Here is a 15,814-nt window from a genome sequence, read left to right on the forward strand (position 1 = left end):
GCGCACCCCCTCCCCCACCCCCGGCCCCACCATCCGCATCACCGGCACCCCGGGCTTCGGCCGCCTCAAGATCCGCCACGCCCGCCGCTGACCGGCTCCCGCCGCACCGGCCGCCCGGCTGACCCCGGTACCGACGGTGCGGCATCCGGCACGAGTTCCGGGGCTGAGCGCACGGCGAAGGCCCGCCACCCTCCCGGGGTGCGGGCCTTCGTGTGAGCGGAGAGCGGGCCGGGGGTCAGGCGGCGACGGGCTCGTCGGTGGTCCGGGGGGCCGGGACGGTGGCCGGGCGGTCCTCGGCGAGGAGGTCGCCGGTGGGGGCGTTGTAGGCGGCGAGGTCGAGGGTCTTCTCGCGGGCGGAGACCAGGATCGGGACGACGACCTGACCGGCCACGTTGGTGGCGGTGCGCATCATGTCGAGGATCGGGTCGATCGCCAGCAGCAGGCCGACGCCCTCCAGCGGGAGGCCCAGGGTGGAGAGGGTCAGGGTGAGCATCACGATCGCGCCGGTGAGGCCGGCGGTGGCCGCGGAGCCGATCACCGAGACGAAGGCGATCAGCAGGTAGTCCTTGATGCCGAGGTCGATGCCGTACACCTGGGCGACGAAGATCGCGGCGAGCGACGGGTAGATCGCGGCGCAGCCGTCCATCTTGGTGGTGGCGCCGAACGGCACGGCGAACGAGGCGTACTCGGACGGGACGCCCAGGCGCTCGGTGACCCGGCGGGTGACCGGCAGGGTGCCGACCGAGGAGCGGGAGACGAAGGCGAGCTGGATCGCGGGCCAGGCGCCCTTGAAGAAGTTCAGCGGGTTGAGGCCGCCGACGAAGCGCAGCAGCAGCGAGTAGACGCCGAACAGGACGATCGCGCAGCCGACGTAGACGTCGACGGTGAGGGTGGAGAAGGGCTTGAGCAGGTCCCAGCCGTAGACGGCGACGGACTTGCCGATCAGGCCGAGGGTGCCGAGCGGGGCGAGCCGGATGACCCACCACAGGGCGGTCTGGACGAGTTCGAGGACGGCCTCGGAGATCTTGCGGACCGGCTCGGCCTTCTCGCCGAGCTTGAGGACGGCCGCGCCGACGACCACGCCGAGGAAGACGATCTGCAGGACGTTCACCTTGAGGAAGGCGTCGGCGATGTTGGTCGGGATGATGCCGGTCAGGAAGTCGACCCAGGTGCCGCCCTTCTCCACGCCCTTGACCCCGGCGGTGGAGAGGTTGGCGCCCTTGCCGGGGTCGGTGAGCAGGCCGAGGCCGAGGCCGACGGCCACCGCGATCAGCGAGGTGGCGAGGAACCAGAACAGGGTGCGGACGGCGAGCCGGGCGGCGTTGGTGACGTTCCGCAGGTTGGCGACCGAGACGATGATCGCGGTGAAGACCAGCGGCGGGACGGCCAGCTTGAGCAGCTGGACGAAGGTCTTGCCGATGGTGTCCAGGGTGGTGGTCAGCCAGCTGACGTCGCCGGCGCGGGCGATCCAGCCGAGCAGCAGGCCGAGGACGAGGCCGCCGACGATCTGGACCCAGAAGGGGGTGCGGCGGAGGCGTCCCAGCAGGGTGGGCGCGGGCGCGGTGGACATGGGTGTGCGTCTCCGGGGGCTGGTGGAGCGGGGGGAGGAGGGGTGGGGCGGAGGCGGCGGCACGACGGACGCGGGGGCCGGGCGGGGAGACCCGGGGGGACCGACGGGGTCGGTGGCGTCAGGAGTGGCGTGCCGCCCGCATACAGCCGCCGGAGCGACAGCGGCGCGGGCCGTCCACGGCACCGGGCAGACGCGGGCAGCACGGCACGAGCGAGGTGCTCGTCCCGGCCTGGCGCGCGGCGTCTGCGGTGGTCATGACCGGCACACTAGCAACAAACCTTTGAGATGTTCAAAGTACTTGTTTGAGATCGTTACCGAACCACCCTTTCCTGATGGGCCGTCAGCCTGACCAGGCAGCTTTGACGCCTTTCCGGTTATACGTATAACTTGAAGGGACACCACGCCGCCGGAAGGACACCCATGGGCTACACCGCCCTGCTCCGCGCCCCGCACGTCACCCGGCTGCTGCTCGGCACCCTGCTCGGCCGGCTCCCCGCCGGCATGACCGCCCTGGTGATCGCGCTCGCCCTGCGCGAGGCCGGCGCCCCCTACAGCCGGATCGGCCTGGCCACCGCCGCATACGCGATCGCCGCCGCCGTCGGCGGGCCCGTCCTCGGCCGGCTGGTCGACCTCACCGGGCAGCCCCGCGTCCTGCTCGCCTCCGCCGCCCTGGCCGGCACCGGCTACGCGCTGCTCGCCCTCGCCCCCGGCTCCGCCCTGGCCGCCCCGCTCGGCGCCGCGGTCGCCGGACTCTGCATGCCCCCGCTGGAACCCTGCCTGCGCTCGCTGTGGCCCGACGTCGTCGAACCCGAACAGCTCGACACCGCCTACGCCTTCGACTCCGCCTCCCAGCAGGTGCTGTACGTCGCCGGACCGCTCGCCGTCGCCGGGATCGCCGGCGCCCTCTCCCCCACCGCCGCGCTCTGGACGGCCGCCGTGCTCGGCCTGCTCGGCGCCCTGGTGGTGGCCGGGTCCGCGCCCGCCCGGGCCTGGCAGGCCCCGCCGCGCGCGGCCTCCGCCGGACTGCTCGGCCCGCTGCGCTCCCCCGGACTGGTCCTGCTGCTGCTCGGCCTGGCCGGCGCCGGCTGGGCGGTCGGCGCGCAGAACGTGCTGTTCATCGCGTACGCCGAGCAGCACCCCGGCGGCCTGCCCGGCGGCGCCGGGACGCTGCTCGCGCTGGCCGCGCTGGCCGGACTGCTCGGCGCGCTGGCCTACGGCACCGCCCGCTGGCGGGCCGGGACCGCGACCCGCACCTGGGTGCTCGCCCTCGGCATGGCCGCCTGCTACCTGCCGCTGCTGCTCCTGCCCGGCCCCTGGGCGATGGCCGCGCTGGCCTTCGTCTCCGGCCTGGGCCTGGCCCCGCTGCTGGCCGCCGCGTTCGTGCTGGTCGCCGAGCTCGCCCCGACCGGCACCGTCACCGAGGCGTTCGCCTGGCTGGTCACCCTGTTCGCCACCGGCAACGCGGCCGGCTACGCGGTCTCCGGCGCCCTGGTCGACACCTCGCTGCACGCCGTCGCCCTGTGCTCGGTCGGCGGCATCACCCTCGGCGGCCTGCTGCTGCTCGCCACCCGCACCCGGCTGCGCCCCGCCGACGCCCCGGCCCCCGCCCCCGCCCTGGTCTGAACGCCCGGACCCGGACCCGGCCGCAAACCGCTCGCCCGATCCGCGCCGCCCTGCTTGGATGCGCGGCATGACGAGTCACCAGCTGCCCGCCGGCCACAGCCTCTCCACCGACCCCGCCCGCCTCGACCGGGAGGCCGTGCACCGCTGGCTCTCCGAGGACGCCTACTGGGCGCTCGGCCGCCCCCGCGACAAGCAGGAGCGGGCCATCGACAACTCGCTCAACTTCGGCCTGTACGAGGACGCTTCGGGCACCCAGGTCGGCTACGCCCGGGTGGTCACCGACCACGCCACCTTCGCCTGGCTGTGCGACGTCTACATCGCCCCCGAGGCCCGCGGCCGGGGCCTGGGCACCGCGCTGGCCGCCGCCGTCCGCGACGAGCTCGCCGACCGCGGCCTGCGCCGCCTGGTGCTCGCCACCCGGGACGCGCACGAGGTGTACGCCAAGGTCGGCTTCGCGCCGATGGCGGTGCCGGAGAAGTGGATGATCCTCGGCGAGCAGTAGCCCCGCCGCCGGAGCGCCGGGCCGCCGACCCGGCCTCCGCTCCGGCCCCCGCTCGGGCCGCCGACCCGGCCGCCGCCCGGCCCCCGCTCAGGCCGCCGCGGTGGACCCGCGCACCACCAGCGTGGTCGCCAACGGGCCCGCCGGCGGCGGCAGTTCGCCCTCCAGCAGGGACACCAGCGCGGCCAGCCCGGCCCGGCCCAGCTCCTCGCCCGGCAGGTCCACCGTGGTCAGCGGCGGGCTGAGCAGCTCCGCCACCGGGATGTTGTCCATCCCGACCACCGACAGGTCCTGCGGGATCCGCAGCCCCAGCTGCCCCGCCGCCCGGTACAGCCCGGACGCCACCACGTCGTCGTCGCACACCACCGCGCGCGGCCGTCCCGGCCCGTCCAGCAGCTCCCGGGCCGCCCGCTCCGCCTCCCGGCTGCCCTCGTTCAGGCTGACCGCCAGCTCCCGCACCTCCAGCCGCGCCGAGGCCGCCGCGAACGCCGCCTGCCGGACCCGGAAGGTGTGCGCCGAGTGCACCGAGCGCAGGTAGCCGATCCGCCGGTGCCCCAGCCCCGCCAGGTGGTCGACCGCCGCCCGCATGCCCGCCGCCAGGTCCAGCTCCAGCGTCGGGCGGCCCGGGTGGGCCGCCGGGTCGGCGTCCAGGAACACCGCCGCGGTGTCCGCGGGCAGCGGGCCCAGCTGTCTGTCGTCCGGCGAGCAGACCAGCAGCCCGTCGAACCGCCCGGCCGCGGCCGCCTCGGCCAGCACCGCCGCGTCCCAGCCGCTGGAGACCACCACGGCCAGCCCGTGCCGGGCCGCCTCCTCGTGCACGCCGGTCAGCACCCGGCCGAAGAACGGCCCCAGCAGGTTCGGCACCGCCAGCAGCACCATCCCGCTGCGCCCCAGCCGCAACTGCCGGCCGGCCGCCTGCGGGCGGTAGCCCAACTCCCGGGCCGCGGCGTGGATCCGCTCGCTGGTCGCCGCCGAGACCCGGTGCCCGGCGCTGCCGGAGAACACCAGCGAGACCGTCGCCTGCGACACCCCCGCCAGCCGGGCCACGTCACGGCCGGTCGGTCGGCGGCGCGCGCCCTCGCCGGGCGGGCGCTCCGCCAACGCCGTCAGCCGGCCTGCGCCTGCCGGGACGCGGCCGCCCGGGCCGCGTCGTCCGCCGCGTCCTCGGCCGCGTCCCGCGCCACCGCCCGGGACTTGCGGGACTCGATCCGGGCCGCGATCTGCGCCGACATCTCGTCGCGCTGCTTGCTCAGCACCACGTAGCTGACCGCCGACGAAGCCACCGCGGCCAGCACGAACAGCAGCAGCACGCCCATCGCGCCGACCACCGGGATCACCTTGAAGTGGCCCAGCAGCAGGGCGACCAGCAGGCAGGCCAGGAAGATGCTCACCCGCAGGGAGGTGTAGCGGAGCGTGGCGTGGTTCTTGCTGCTCACCGGGGTTCGTCCTTCGCTGCCGGGTCGCGCCGCGGGGCGCGCGGGGGTAATGGCCCTCCCAGTGAAGCACGACCTCACACCGCTCAGGCGCGCAGGTCGAGCCACATCGTCACGTCGTCCCGGTCGTCCCCGGGGGCCACCCGGATCGCCCCCGGCACCCGGCCCACCTCCTGGTACCCGCTGCGCCCGTAGAACTTCTCCAGCCCGTGCCCGCCGCGCAGCGTCAGCCGCAGCCCGGCCAGCCCCCACTCCCGGGCCACCCGCTCCGCCTCCGCCAGCAGCTGCGCGCCGTAGCCGCGGCCCTGGAAGTCGGGGTGCACCATCACCCGCTTCAGCATCCGCCAGTGGTCCATCAGGTCGAAGCGCATGTCCTCGAAGAACACCACCGCGGCGACCCGTCCGCCCGGCTCGTAGCCGACCAGCAGCCGGTCCGGCCCCAGCGCCCCGAACTGCCGCTCCGCGACCGGCCGGACCTGCGCCGCCGCCACCGGCGGCACGAACCCCACCGCGCCCCCGGCGTTGGACACGTCCGTCCACAGCGCCGTGATCTCCTCGCGCAACGCGGGCGTCGGGTCCGGGTCCAGCACGAATCGCAAGGTCATGCGGCCAGCCTAGACGGGCGCGCCCACACCCCCCGTGCCCGCTCGGCGCAGCGCCAGGCAGCAGCCCACCGCCACCGCGCACAGCGCGCCCGCCGCGTACCAGGTGCTGTCGTAGTCGCCGAAGCTGTCGCGGGCCAGCCCCGCCAGGCCGGCCACCGCGGCGGCGCCGACCTGGTGGGCGGCCAGCACCCAGCCGAAGACGATCGGGGCGTCCGGGCCGAAGTGGCGGCGGCAGAGCGCGACGGTGGGCGGGACGGTGGCCACCCAGTCGAGGCCGTAGAAGATGACGAAGGCCAGGATCGGCGGCCGCAGGCTCTCGCCGAACAGGGCGGGCAGGCAGGCCAGCGAGAGCCCGCGCAGCGCGTAGTAGACAACCAGCAGCCGGACCGGCTCGAAGCGGTCGGTGAACCAGCCGCTGGCTATCGTCCCGGCGACGTCGAAGACGCCGATCAGGGCGAGCAGCGAGGCGCCGGTGGTGACCGGCATGCCGTGGTCGTGGGCGGCCGGGATGAAGTGGGTGCCGACCAAGCCGACGGTGGTGGCCCCGCAGATGGCGAAGGAGCCGGCCAGCAGCCAGAACGCCCGCACCCGCAGCGCCCCGCGCAGCACCCGCAGCGAGCGGGCGACCGCCGACCCGTCGGTGGCCGGCGGCGGCGGGGCCGAGGTCGCGCCGTAGGGCAACTGCCCGACGTCGGACGGGTGTTCGCGCATCAGCAGCAGGACGGGGACGGCCACCGCGGTGGCGCAGAGCGAGACCACCACGACGGCCGTCCGCCAGCCGTGCCGCTCGACGAGCGCGGCGAGCACCGGCATGAAGACCAGGTTCCCGGCCGCGCCGGCCGCGGTGAGGACGCCGGTGACCAGGCCCTGCCGGGCCTCGAACCAGCGGCCGGAGATGGTGGTGGCGAAGGCCCCGGCCATCGAGCCGCTGCCGAGGCCGACCAGCACGCCCCAGCACAGGATCAGCTGCCAGGGGTGGGTCATCAGCATGGTGAGCCCGGCGCCGGTGGAGATGGTCAGCAGCGCGCAGACCACCACCAGCCGGACGCCGAAGCGGTCCATCAGGGCGGCGGCGAACGGCGCGGTGAGGCCGTAGAGGGCGAGGTTGACCGAGACGGCGCTGGAGATGGTGGCGCGGGACCAGCCGAACTCGTCGTGCAGGGCGTCCATCATCAGGCTGGGCGTGGAGCGGAACCCGGCCGAGCCGATCAGCACGACCAGCGAGACGGCGACCACGATCCAGCCGTAGTGGACCCGGGGGGTGCGGCGGGGGCGGGGCGGGTCCCCGCCGCGGTCGGCGGCGGGGGCGGGGGTGAGTTCCAGTTCCTTCACCCGTCCGAGTCTCCCGGTCCGGCCCCGCCGCCACGACGGCTCCGGCTGCCACGAATGCCCGAATTCCTGACAGCGGGCGGCCGTTCAGTGCCCGGAGGCCACCGCCCCGCCGTCGGGCACCCGGCGCAGGCCGCGGATCGGCGGGCTGAGCAGCAGCGTCGCGGCGACGGCCAGGGTGACGACGCCGCCGATCAGGTACACCCGGGTCGCGCCCAGGGCCTCGACGGCGGGCCCGGCCAGCGCGGAGCCGATCGGGAACATGCAGACGGAGCCCGCCACTTCGTACGCGTGGATCCGGTTGAGCACCTCGCCGGGCACCTGGGTCTGCACGCTGGTGGCCCACATGACGCCCCAGAAGCTGATGCCGATGCCGGAGACCAGTTGGGCGGTGCCGAGCAGCGGCCAGGGCAGTCCGGCGGCGAACGCGAACTGCTGGACGGCGAAGGTGAACAGAGCCACCGCGCCGGCCGCGAGCGGGCGGGCCGGCTTGACCCGGATCGCCAGCAGGCCGCCGATCACGGTGCCCGCGCCGAACATGCCGTTGATCAGGCCGTAGACGGTGCCGCCCTCGCGCGCGATGACCTGGCCGGCCACCACCGGGCCGAGCGGGCCCCAGGAGAGCACGGTGAAGGCCATCCAGATCAGGATGACGCCCCACATCCAGCTGCGGGACCAGAACTCGTGCCAGCCGCCGACCAGGTTGCGCCACAGGCTGTCGCCGGGCGGCGGGGCGGGGACCGGGCCGAGCCGCAGCGCGAGCAGGCAGCAGGCGCTGATCGCGTACATCACGGCGGCGATCACCATCACCCAGCCGGTGGAGGCGGCGGCCAGCAGGCCGGCCAGCGGCGGGCCGACCAGGGTGGTGAGCGCCTCGGAGATCCGCAGCACGCCGTTGGCGCCCTGCACGTCGGTGGAGACCAGCGGGACGGTGGAGGCCGCGCCGGGCTGGAACATCGCGGCGGCGGTCCCGGCCAGGGCGAGCAGCAGGTAGAGCTGCCAGAGCTGGTCGACGCCGCGGAAGAAGAGCAGCGCGAGCAGGACCCGGGTGGTGAGGTTGAGCAGGTCGGCGAAGATCATCAGCCGCCGGGCGGTGAACCGGTCGGCCAGCACGCCGCCGAACAGCACCAGTCCGGCGAACGGGCCGAGCAGGAAGGCCATGGCGAACCCGACCGTGGAGGTCGAGTGGTGGGCGGCGATCAGGCCGGCCGAGACGGCGACGGGGAGCATCGCGTCGCTCAGCAGCCCGGCCGAGCGGGCGGTGAAGTAGAGGCGGAAGTTGCCCGACCAGATCGCGGGCGGTTTCACTGCGCTGACCTGCGGGGTGGGGGCGGCGTGTAGTTCGGGTGCGGTCACCTGGACAGTTTTGGTGTAGACCACTGCCGGTTTCCAGTGATTTCGGGTCACGATGCGGCGTCTGCGCGCCGGGTGACCGCACGGCGGCCCGCCGTGCGCACCCCGAGCACGGCACGGCGGACCGCCGTGCGGTCGGCGTCCGGGCCCTGAAGCCGTGACGCCCGGGCGGCCCGATTTCGCCGAGGTTCCGGACGGGGTCGGCCAACGACCCCCTGAGTGTCGGCACCGCCCGGTCTCCCTCGGCGTCCCCTCGCAACGGGCGCCGCACCCAAGAGTGATCAGTCGGATACGTCACGTCAATGGGTTGTCCGAAATTCAGACGGGGTTGTCCGAGGCGTGGGCCGCGCGCAACCGGCGCACGGCGCCGGGGCCGTCCCCGCTCAGCGGGCCGAGGCCACCGGGGCCGCCGGCTGCGCGGCCGCCGCGCAGGGCGTCCCGTCCGGGCCGCCGATCTCGCACCACACCCGCTTGCCGGAGCCGTCCGGGTACCAGCCCCAGCGCTCGCAGAGCAGCTCGACCAGCTCCAGGCCGCGGCCGTTGGTGGCGTCCTCGTCGGCCCCGGCGTGCCGCGGCGCGGGGGCGGTGCGGCTGGCGTCGGCGACCTCCACCCGGACGGCCGGCGCGGGCGCGGCGGCGGGGCCGACCGGCAGCAGCAGTCTGAGCACCGCCGGGTGGCCGGTGTGCACCACCGCGTTGGTGACCAGTTCGGAGACCACCAGCACCAGGGTCTCGGCCACCGGGGAGTCCTGGTCGATCCCGCCGGCCCGCAGCCGGTCGCGGACCCACCGCCTGGCCCGTGACACCTCCGCCGGGTCCGCCTGGACCGCCAGCTGTACCTGGAGTACCTGCACCGTTCCACCACCCGCACTAGGTATTCGGCCCGCTTGATCCCGCCGGTCCGGTCGGCCGCACGGAGCGGAGGTCACCGACCGGGACTGCCCATGGCATCGACACGAATACGCCCCAGAATGATTCCGCGACCGGGTCGCAGCAAGAGCTTCGGGCATATTCCAGCGTTCGGGGGACGGCTCGGTGCATACTGTCCCGCTCACCCTGCCGGGGTTCGCACGACCGGTCGGCGGCACCGCCCTCGCGGGTACCCCCGACCGTACCGCCGGGGGCGCCCCGGCACCGTCCCGCCACGGGCGAACCACCCTTCCTACAAATGTCCGACGGGCCTCGAACGTCCGGGCCCCGTACGGGGGAAGGGTGCTGAACGGGCGTCAGGCGGGCCCGCCGTCAGGCGAACACCACCGTGCGGGTGCCGTTCAGCAGCACCCGGCGCTCGCTGTGCCACTTCACCGCGCGGGCCAGCGCCTGGCACTCGACGTCCCGGCCGAGCGCCACCAGCTGCTCGGGGGTGACGTCGTGGGTGACCCGGGCGACCTCCTGCTCGATGATCGGTCCCTCGTCCAAGTCCGCGGTGACGTAGTGCGCGGTGGCGCCGATCAGCTTCACGCCCCGGGCGTGCGCCTGGTGGTACGGCTTGGCGCCCTTGAAGCTCGGCAGGAAGGAGTGGTGGATGTTGATGACCCGCCCGGACAGCGCCTTGCACAGGTCGTCCGAGAGCACCTGCATGTAGCGGGCCAGCACCACCAGGTCGATCCGCTGCTCGGCGACCAGGTCGAGCAGCTTCTGCTCGGCGTCCGCCTTGGTGTCCTTGGTCACCGGCAGGTGGTGGAACGGGATGCCGTACGACTCGGTCAGCTCGCGGAAGTCGGTGTGGTTGGAGACCACGCCGGCGATCTCCACCGGCAGCGCCCCGATCCGGGTGCGGAACAGCAGGTCGTTCAGGCAGTGCCCGAACTTGGAGACCATCAGCAGCACCCGCATCCGCTCCGCGGACTCGTGGATCTGCCACTCCATCCGGAACGAGGCGCCGACCGCCGCGAAGCTCGCCCGGAGCTTCTCCGCGGTCACCGGCTGCTCGGCCGAGAAGTGCACCCGCATGAAGAACAGGCCGGTGCCGCCGTCGCCGAACTGCTGGCTGTCGATGATGTTGCAGCCCGTCATGAACAGGTAGCTGGAGACCGCGTGCACGATGCCCTGCTTGTCGGGACAGGACAGCGTCAGGACGTACTGGGAGCGGACGGTCTCTTCCATCGTGCGGGGCCCCGTTTCTCGGCTCGGGTGGGTGGACGGCAACGGCCCAGCCTGGCACAGATCGCCCCGCCGCGGAGCCGCCGACCGCCACCCGAGACTCCCCCGGCGCCGCCGGTCAGCCGCGCGCGGTCAGCCGCGCCAGCTCCGCCGGCGAGCAGGGCGGCAGGTCCGGGTCGTCACCGTCGGCCACCGCCAGCCGGTAGTGCGCCTCGCGGGCCGCCCGCACCGCCTCCGGCCAGTCCGGGTGGCCCAGGTACGCGGCGGCCGGGGCGTCCGCGCCGACCTGGTGCACGATCCGCAGCACCCGCAGCACCGCGCCGTCCACCGCGACCGCCTCCGCGGAGTCCCGGAACACCGAGCCGACGTACTTCTCCGCCGACCAGCGGTCCAGCCAGCTGTCCTCCACCAGCCGGTACACGGCGTCGGTGAGGTCGCCGTACCCGCCGGGGCCGTCCAGCCAGGCCGCCCGCTGGAAACCGGGGTCGGAGAACATGTGCAGCGCCGAGCGGATCCGGGCCCGCCAACGCCACCAGGGCAGATCGCTCAGGGGCATGCCGCCCATCGTGCTGGAGCGGCCGCCCGTTCGAGAAGTGCTTCGGGCAGACCGGTACGCGGAATCCATGCTGTCTGACACGGGAGTCGATCGTACGTTCCCGGCCCCGCCCGCTCCACACCCCTCCCTCTACACGCGTCACGCACCGGTGGCGCTCCGTGTTACTCCCCCGTTGGCGATCCGTTCACATCACGTCCCTCTCGGCGTGCCCGGTGGCCACCACCCTTGATCCGCCGAGCCTGCGCAACGGAGCACGGGACAGCCCGCAGCAGCACGTCCAGGAGGAAGAGAGCGCCATGACGCGGAACGGAACCCCCCAGCCGCCCCCCGCCGTCAGCGGACGCCGCCGCGCCACCGCCGCCCTCGCGGCCTCGGCCGCGCTGCTGCCCGCCCTGCTCTCCGCCGCCGCCTGCGGAGGGCCCGCCGCCGCCGACGCCGCCGGCAAGGACGTCACCGTGATGACCTGGGCCCCGTCCGGCACCGGCGCCGCCGACCGCCCCGGCATGACCGCCCTCGCCGAGGCCATCGGCCGCGAACTCAACGACCACGACGGCCTGGCCGGCCGCAAGGTCCGGATCCTGACCTGCAACGAGCACGACACCACCGACGGCGCCACCGCCTGCGCCAGCCAGGCCGTCAACGCCCACGCGGTGGCCGTGGTCGGCTCCGCCAGCCAGTACGGCAGCAACTTCATGCCGATCCTCGAACAGGCCGGCATCCCCTTCATCGGCGGCTACGGCCTCTCCGGCCCCGAGTTCAGCAGCCCGCTCTCCTACCCGGTCAACGGCGGCCTGCCCGCCCTGGTCGCGGGCAGCGGACGCCAGCTGGTCGAGGCCGGCTGCAAGCAGATCGCCCTGATCCGCCCCGACACCCGGGCCGGCGACGCCCTGGTCAACTACCTCGGTGGCGCCGTCAAGCAGACCGGGATCAAGGTCGTCGACATCAAGGCCCCCGAGAAGTCCAACGACTACTCGCAGGAGGCCCGCCGGGCCATCGGCGACGACCGGACCGGCAACTGCCTGCTCTCCGCCCTCGGCGCCGAACCCACCGCCAACCTGCTCGACCCGTACCGCCGCGCCAACCCGAAGAACACCCAACTCGCCTCCGTCATCGGCTCCTTCCAGCAGTCCGTGGTCGACTCCACCGGCGGCGACAACGGCCCGCTGCGCGGCGCGTACGCCACCGGCTGGTTCCCCGCCGAGTCCTCCCCCGTCTGGGACGCCCTGCGCACCACCGCCCGCAGCTACGGCAACGGCGCCACCATCGACGTCTCCGACCCCGGCGTGCAGACCACCTGGGTCGCCTACCAGGTGCTCCGCCAGGCCGCCGGCCGGATCGACCGCAGCAAGCCGATCACCCCCAAGGCCCTCCAGGTGATCCTCGACAGCGGCGACCCCATCGACACCGCCGGCACCACCCCGCCCCTCGGCTGGGGCATCGCCAACATGCTCCCCAGCGCCGACTCCCCCCGCCTGGTCAACACCTCGGTGACCTTCCAACGCGTCCAGAACGGCCGCCTCACCGAACAGCACCAAGGCTTCACCGACGTCCGCTGGGTCCTCACCGGCGACACACCCCCGGCCTAACCCGCAGGGGCCAGACCCTGCGAAAGCAGGGGCGCGGGAAGAACCGCCGCGCCAGACCCTGCGAAACCACGGGCGCGGGGAGAACTGCCGCGCCAGGCCCTGCGCAAGCGGGACCGCGGGGAAGAACTGCCGCGCCAGACCTTGCGAAAGCAGGGGCGGGAAACTGCTGCGCCAGACCCTGCGAAAGCAGGGGCGCGGGGAACTGCGCGGCCAACCGAGCACCCACAGCCAGATCGCCTCGCAGGACAATGCGTTGCACTATCCCGCGACCGCACCGACGTGCGACTCCCGCTGCGCGCAGTTCCCCGCGCCCCCGGTTTCGCACCATCCCGCCGACGCAGCAGCAGCGCTCAGAGTTCGCCCGCGCCCTTGTCCGGCAGCCCCGTCTTCGAGGCGATCGCGCCCCACAGCTCCGCCGCCTGCTTCTTCGCCGTGGTGGCCGTGCCACTCGCGGCGTCGCCCTTGCGGAGGTGGTCGTTGTCCTTGGCCTTGCCCGGGTCGCAGCCGCCCGCCAGGTCTCCCGCCCACTGGGCGTACTCGGAGTCGGCGGTGGCGGACGCCTGCCAGGCCTGCTGGAGCTGGTCGACCAGCTTGCTGCCGTCGGCCAGCTTGTCGACCTTGAGGGCGCCGAGCTTGGTGAGCAGGTCCTGCCGCTGGCCCGCGGCGGCGGTGAGCGCGTTCTGCGCGTCCGGCAGGTTCTGGCACTTGCCGGCCGCGGCGACCGCGTTGACCACCGAGGTGCGGCTGGCGCTGGCGGTGCCGAGCAGGTCGGACATGGCCTGGGCCTGGGCCTTGGTCTCGGGGGTGACGGCGGCGTTGCCGCTGTTCGCGCTGGGGGCGTTGGCGCTCTGGCTGGCGGAGGTCCCGCCCTTCCCCTTGGCGGTGTCGTTGCTCTTGTCCCCGCCGCTGGACAGCACGCCGATCAGCACCGCGATCACCGCGACGCCAGCCACGCCCGCGCCGATCAGGATCTTCGGGTCGGGCTTGCGGCGGCCGCCGTCCGGCTGCTGGTGGCCGTTCCCGGCGTACCCGCCGTCCCCGGCGTACGCCGGCTGCTGCTGCGGGGCGCCGTAGCCGCCGCCGTAGGTGGGCTGGGCGGGCTGGGGGGCGTACCCGGGCTGCGGCTGCTGCACCGCCTGCTGTCCGCCGAAGGTCGGGTCGCCGTAGCCGGGCTGGGGACCGCCGATGGACGGGCCACCGATGGACGGGCCGCCGCCGGGCGGGCCGCCGGCCGGGTAGGGCGGCAGGTACTGGGTGGCGCCCTCGTCGCCCGTGGGGGCCGCGGGGGCCTGCTGCGGGGGCGCGCCCCAGTACTCGGGGCTGCCGCTCTGGCCGAGCGGCGGCGCGGACTGCTGCTGCGGGACGGGTGCCTGCGGGGGCGCGGGCGGCTGGGGCTGGGCGTACGGGGGCTGCGCGGCGGCCTGCGCCGGACTGCCCTGGCCGTCTGCGGCGGGCTCCGGCCGGAACAGGTCGTCCAGATTGAATTCGCCGGAGTTGGGATACGAGCGGCGCTGGCTCAACGCGATTCCTCACCTGTGCACGGCACCGGGATCCCGGGCCTTTCGGTTGCCCCGCCGGATTGCTGACGGCGGACCACAACTGCGAGGCCACGGTACCGGTTCACCGGCACAGGTGACTACGTGGGCTGCTGTTCTGTGCTATTGCTTCACGTCCGGGGGCCCGCCGCGGCGGGCCCCCGGACGCCGGGCGCTACGCGGCCTCGCCGTCCATCCGGGCGTGGAACTCCCGCACCGCCCGGTGGCCGCGGTACGGCTCCAGCCGGGTGCGGAAGTCGTCCAGGTACTCGACGCCGCGGTTGGAGCGCAGCCCGCTGAGCAGCCGGACCGCCTCGGTGCCGGTCTCGCAGGCGCGCTCCAGGTCGCGCTGCTGGAGCTGGGCGGTGGCGAGCAGGACCAGGTCGACGGCGCGCCGGCGGACCCGGTGCGCGGGGTGCAGTTCGAGCGCGGTGCGGGCGTAGTGCTCGGCCCGCTCGCCCTGCTGGAGGTCCCGGTGGCAGTGCGCCAACTCGTCGGCCAGGTACGCCTCGTCGAAGTGCACGATCCAGTCGGGGTCGTCGACGGGGTTGCGCCGCTCCATCGCGGCCAGTGCCTTGGCGGCGACGCTCTCGCAGGCGTACGCGTCGCCGAGCAGGGCGTGGCCGCGGGCCTCGGCGGCGTAGAACATCGCCATCGCGGTGGGCGTGGCCACACTGCGGGCGCCCTCCTGGGCGGCGCGGGCGAGTTGGGCGATCTCCCGGGGGTTGCCGAGGGTCGCGGCGAGGTGGCTCATCGAGGCGGCCAGCACGTAGCCGCCGTAGCCGCGGTCGTCGGCGGCCTGGGCGAGGCGCAGCGCCTGGATGTAGTACCGCTGGGCGAGGCCGGGCTGGCCGGTGTCGACCGCCATGTAGCCGGCCAGTTCGGTCAGCCGGGCGACGGCGCCGAAGAGTTGACGGCCCGTCTCGTCGCGGTAGGAGCCGCCGAGGAAGCCGGAGACCACGCTGTTGAGGTAGTGCACCACGACCGGGCGGACGTGGCCGCTGCCGAAGCGGTGGTCGAGGTCGACCAGCATCTGGGTGGTCGCCCGGATCGCCGCGACGTCGGCCAGGCCGACCCGGGTGCCGCCGGTGCGGGCGACCACCGGGTCCGGCGGGGTGATCAGCCAGTCCCGGCTGGGTTCGACCAGCGCGGAGGCGGCGACGGTGGTGCCGGCCAGGAAGTCCCGCTTGCCGACGTCGCTGCGCCACAGCTCGCAGATCTGCTCCAGCGCGGCGCCCAGGCTGGGCGCGAACTGCAGTCCGACGGCGGAGCTGAGGCTCTTGCCGTCGGCCATGCCGATCTCGTCCACGGTCACGCCGCGGCCGAGTTTGCGGCCCAGCGCCTCGGCGATCACCGCGGGCGCCTGCCCGCGTGGTTGTTGCCCGCGCAGCCAGCGGGCGACGGAGGTCTTGTCGTAGCGAAGGTCCAGTCCGTGCTCCGCGCCGCAGAGGTTGACCCGGCGGGCCAGGCCCGCGTTGGAGCAGCCCGCCTCCTGGATCAGCTGCTGCAGGCGCTCGTTCGGCTCTCGTGCGACGAGTGGTCTCGCGGCCATGGGATTTTTCCGCCTCCCCAACGCCGTCCGGACCCGACCGGAGGGCGACGACTGTGCAACACCATGCGGA

General features: G+C 74.3%; 14 protein-coding genes. 3 read left to right on the forward strand and 11 right to left on the reverse strand.

Annotation, left to right across the window (positions count from 1 at the left end; genetic code table 11):
- Positions 1-235 precede the first annotated feature (235 nt).
- Positions 236-1,570, reverse strand: a complete 1,335-nt coding sequence (locus IH44_RS0104415) for a dicarboxylate/amino acid:cation symporter (RefSeq protein WP_030458058.1) — start codon at positions 1,568-1,570, stop codon at positions 236-238.
- Between the two features lie 420 nt (positions 1,571-1,990).
- On the opposite strand from IH44_RS0104415, the gene IH44_RS0104420 reads away from it, so the two are divergent.
- Together IH44_RS0104420 and IH44_RS0104425 are read left to right on the forward strand one after the other, a co-directional pair.
- Positions 1,991-3,193 carry an MFS transporter gene (locus tag IH44_RS0104420; protein ID WP_030458059.1) on the forward strand — a complete coding sequence of 401 codons (1,203 nt, stop codon included), beginning with the start codon at positions 1,991-1,993 and terminating at the stop codon, positions 3,191-3,193.
- A 67-nt stretch (positions 3,194-3,260) separates the two neighbouring features.
- The gene (locus IH44_RS0104425; RefSeq protein ID WP_030458060.1) at positions 3,261-3,695 is read left to right on the forward strand and encodes a GNAT family N-acetyltransferase; all 435 of its coding nucleotides are present in this window, start codon (positions 3,261-3,263) and stop codon (positions 3,693-3,695) included.
- Positions 3,696-3,782: 87 nt separating this feature from the next.
- Here the strand turns inward: IH44_RS0104425 and IH44_RS46210 are convergent, their stop codons facing one another.
- The 8 genes from IH44_RS46210 to IH44_RS0104465 all read right to left on the reverse strand — a co-directional run bounded on the left by IH44_RS46210 (position 3,783) and on the right by IH44_RS0104465 (position 11,071).
- Positions 3,783-4,793: a LacI family DNA-binding transcriptional regulator gene (locus IH44_RS46210; RefSeq protein ID WP_051816549.1), complete on the reverse strand. Its 1,011-nt coding sequence runs from the start codon at positions 4,791-4,793 to the stop codon at positions 3,783-3,785.
- Between the two features lie 5 nt (positions 4,794-4,798).
- On the reverse strand, positions 4,799-5,128 hold the full coding sequence (locus tag IH44_RS47125; protein WP_035953918.1) for a DUF4229 domain-containing protein: 330 nt from the start codon (positions 5,126-5,128) through the stop codon (positions 4,799-4,801).
- 83 nt (positions 5,129-5,211) lie between these two features.
- The gene (locus IH44_RS0104440; RefSeq protein WP_030458063.1) at positions 5,212-5,730 is read right to left on the reverse strand and encodes a GNAT family N-acetyltransferase; all 519 of its coding nucleotides are present in this window, start codon (positions 5,728-5,730) and stop codon (positions 5,212-5,214) included.
- Positions 5,731-5,739: 9 nt separating this feature from the next.
- On the reverse strand, positions 5,740-7,062 hold the full coding sequence (locus tag IH44_RS0104445; protein WP_030458064.1) for an MFS transporter: 1,323 nt from the start codon (positions 7,060-7,062) through the stop codon (positions 5,740-5,742).
- A gap of 84 nt (positions 7,063-7,146) precedes the next feature.
- Complete coding sequence (locus IH44_RS0104450; RefSeq protein ID WP_030458065.1) at positions 7,147-8,415, reverse strand: MFS transporter; 1,269 nt, start codon at positions 8,413-8,415, stop codon at positions 7,147-7,149.
- Positions 8,416-8,795: 380 nt separating this feature from the next.
- Positions 8,796-9,266: an anti-sigma regulatory factor gene (locus IH44_RS0104455; protein WP_035953921.1), complete on the reverse strand. Its 471-nt coding sequence runs from the start codon at positions 9,264-9,266 to the stop codon at positions 8,796-8,798.
- Positions 9,267-9,654: 388 nt separating this feature from the next.
- The gene (purU, locus tag IH44_RS0104460) at positions 9,655-10,518 is read right to left on the reverse strand and encodes a formyltetrahydrofolate deformylase (protein ID WP_030458067.1); all 864 of its coding nucleotides are present in this window, start codon (positions 10,516-10,518) and stop codon (positions 9,655-9,657) included.
- Positions 10,519-10,633: 115 nt separating this feature from the next.
- Complete coding sequence (locus IH44_RS0104465) at positions 10,634-11,071, reverse strand: hypothetical protein (RefSeq protein WP_232794820.1); 438 nt, start codon at positions 11,069-11,071, stop codon at positions 10,634-10,636.
- 296 nt (positions 11,072-11,367) lie between these two features.
- Here IH44_RS0104465 and IH44_RS0104470 point away from each other — a divergent pair, with 296 nt between their 5' ends.
- Positions 11,368-12,657, forward strand: coding sequence for an ABC transporter substrate-binding protein (locus IH44_RS0104470; protein WP_051816550.1), 1,290 nt, complete (start codon positions 11,368-11,370; stop codon positions 12,655-12,657).
- 350 nt (positions 12,658-13,007) lie between these two features.
- Here the strand turns inward: IH44_RS0104470 and IH44_RS0104475 are convergent, their stop codons facing one another.
- On the reverse strand, positions 13,008-14,177 hold the full coding sequence (locus tag IH44_RS0104475; RefSeq protein ID WP_030458070.1) for a hypothetical protein: 1,170 nt from the start codon (positions 14,175-14,177) through the stop codon (positions 13,008-13,010).
- A gap of 190 nt (positions 14,178-14,367) precedes the next feature.
- Positions 14,368-15,744, reverse strand: coding sequence for a hypothetical protein (locus IH44_RS0104480; protein ID WP_030458071.1), 1,377 nt, complete (start codon positions 15,742-15,744; stop codon positions 14,368-14,370).
- Positions 15,745-15,814: the final 70 nt, after the last annotated feature.

This window comes from Kitasatospora sp. NRRL B-11411, from assembly GCF_000721345.1.
Taxonomy (GTDB): Bacteria; Actinomycetota; Actinomycetes; order Streptomycetales; family Streptomycetaceae; genus Kitasatospora; species Kitasatospora cineracea.

Excerpts from the sequence above, each read along its gene's own strand:
- IH44_RS0104415 (WP_030458058.1), bottom strand. The coding sequence starts at position 1,570 with ATGTCCACCGCGCCCGCGCCCACCCTGCTGGGACGCCTCCGCCGCACC.
- purU (WP_030458067.1), bottom strand. The coding sequence starts at position 10,518 with ATGGAAGAGACCGTCCGCTCCCAGTACGTCCTGACGCTGTCCTGTCCC.
- IH44_RS0104480 (WP_030458071.1), bottom strand. The coding sequence starts at position 15,744 with ATGGCCGCGAGACCACTCGTCGCACGAGAGCCGAACGAGCGCCTGCAG.
- IH44_RS0104425 (WP_030458060.1), top strand. The coding sequence starts at position 3,261 with ATGACGAGTCACCAGCTGCCCGCCGGCCACAGCCTCTCCACCGACCCC.
- IH44_RS0104470 (WP_051816550.1), top strand. The coding sequence starts at position 11,368 with ATGACGCGGAACGGAACCCCCCAGCCGCCCCCCGCCGTCAGCGGACGC.
- IH44_RS0104440 (WP_030458063.1), bottom strand. The coding sequence starts at position 5,730 with ATGACCTTGCGATTCGTGCTGGACCCGGACCCGACGCCCGCGTTGCGC.
- IH44_RS0104420 (WP_030458059.1), top strand. The coding sequence starts at position 1,991 with ATGGGCTACACCGCCCTGCTCCGCGCCCCGCACGTCACCCGGCTGCTG.
- IH44_RS0104465 (WP_232794820.1), bottom strand. The coding sequence starts at position 11,071 with ATGCCCCTGAGCGATCTGCCCTGGTGGCGTTGGCGGGCCCGGATCCGC.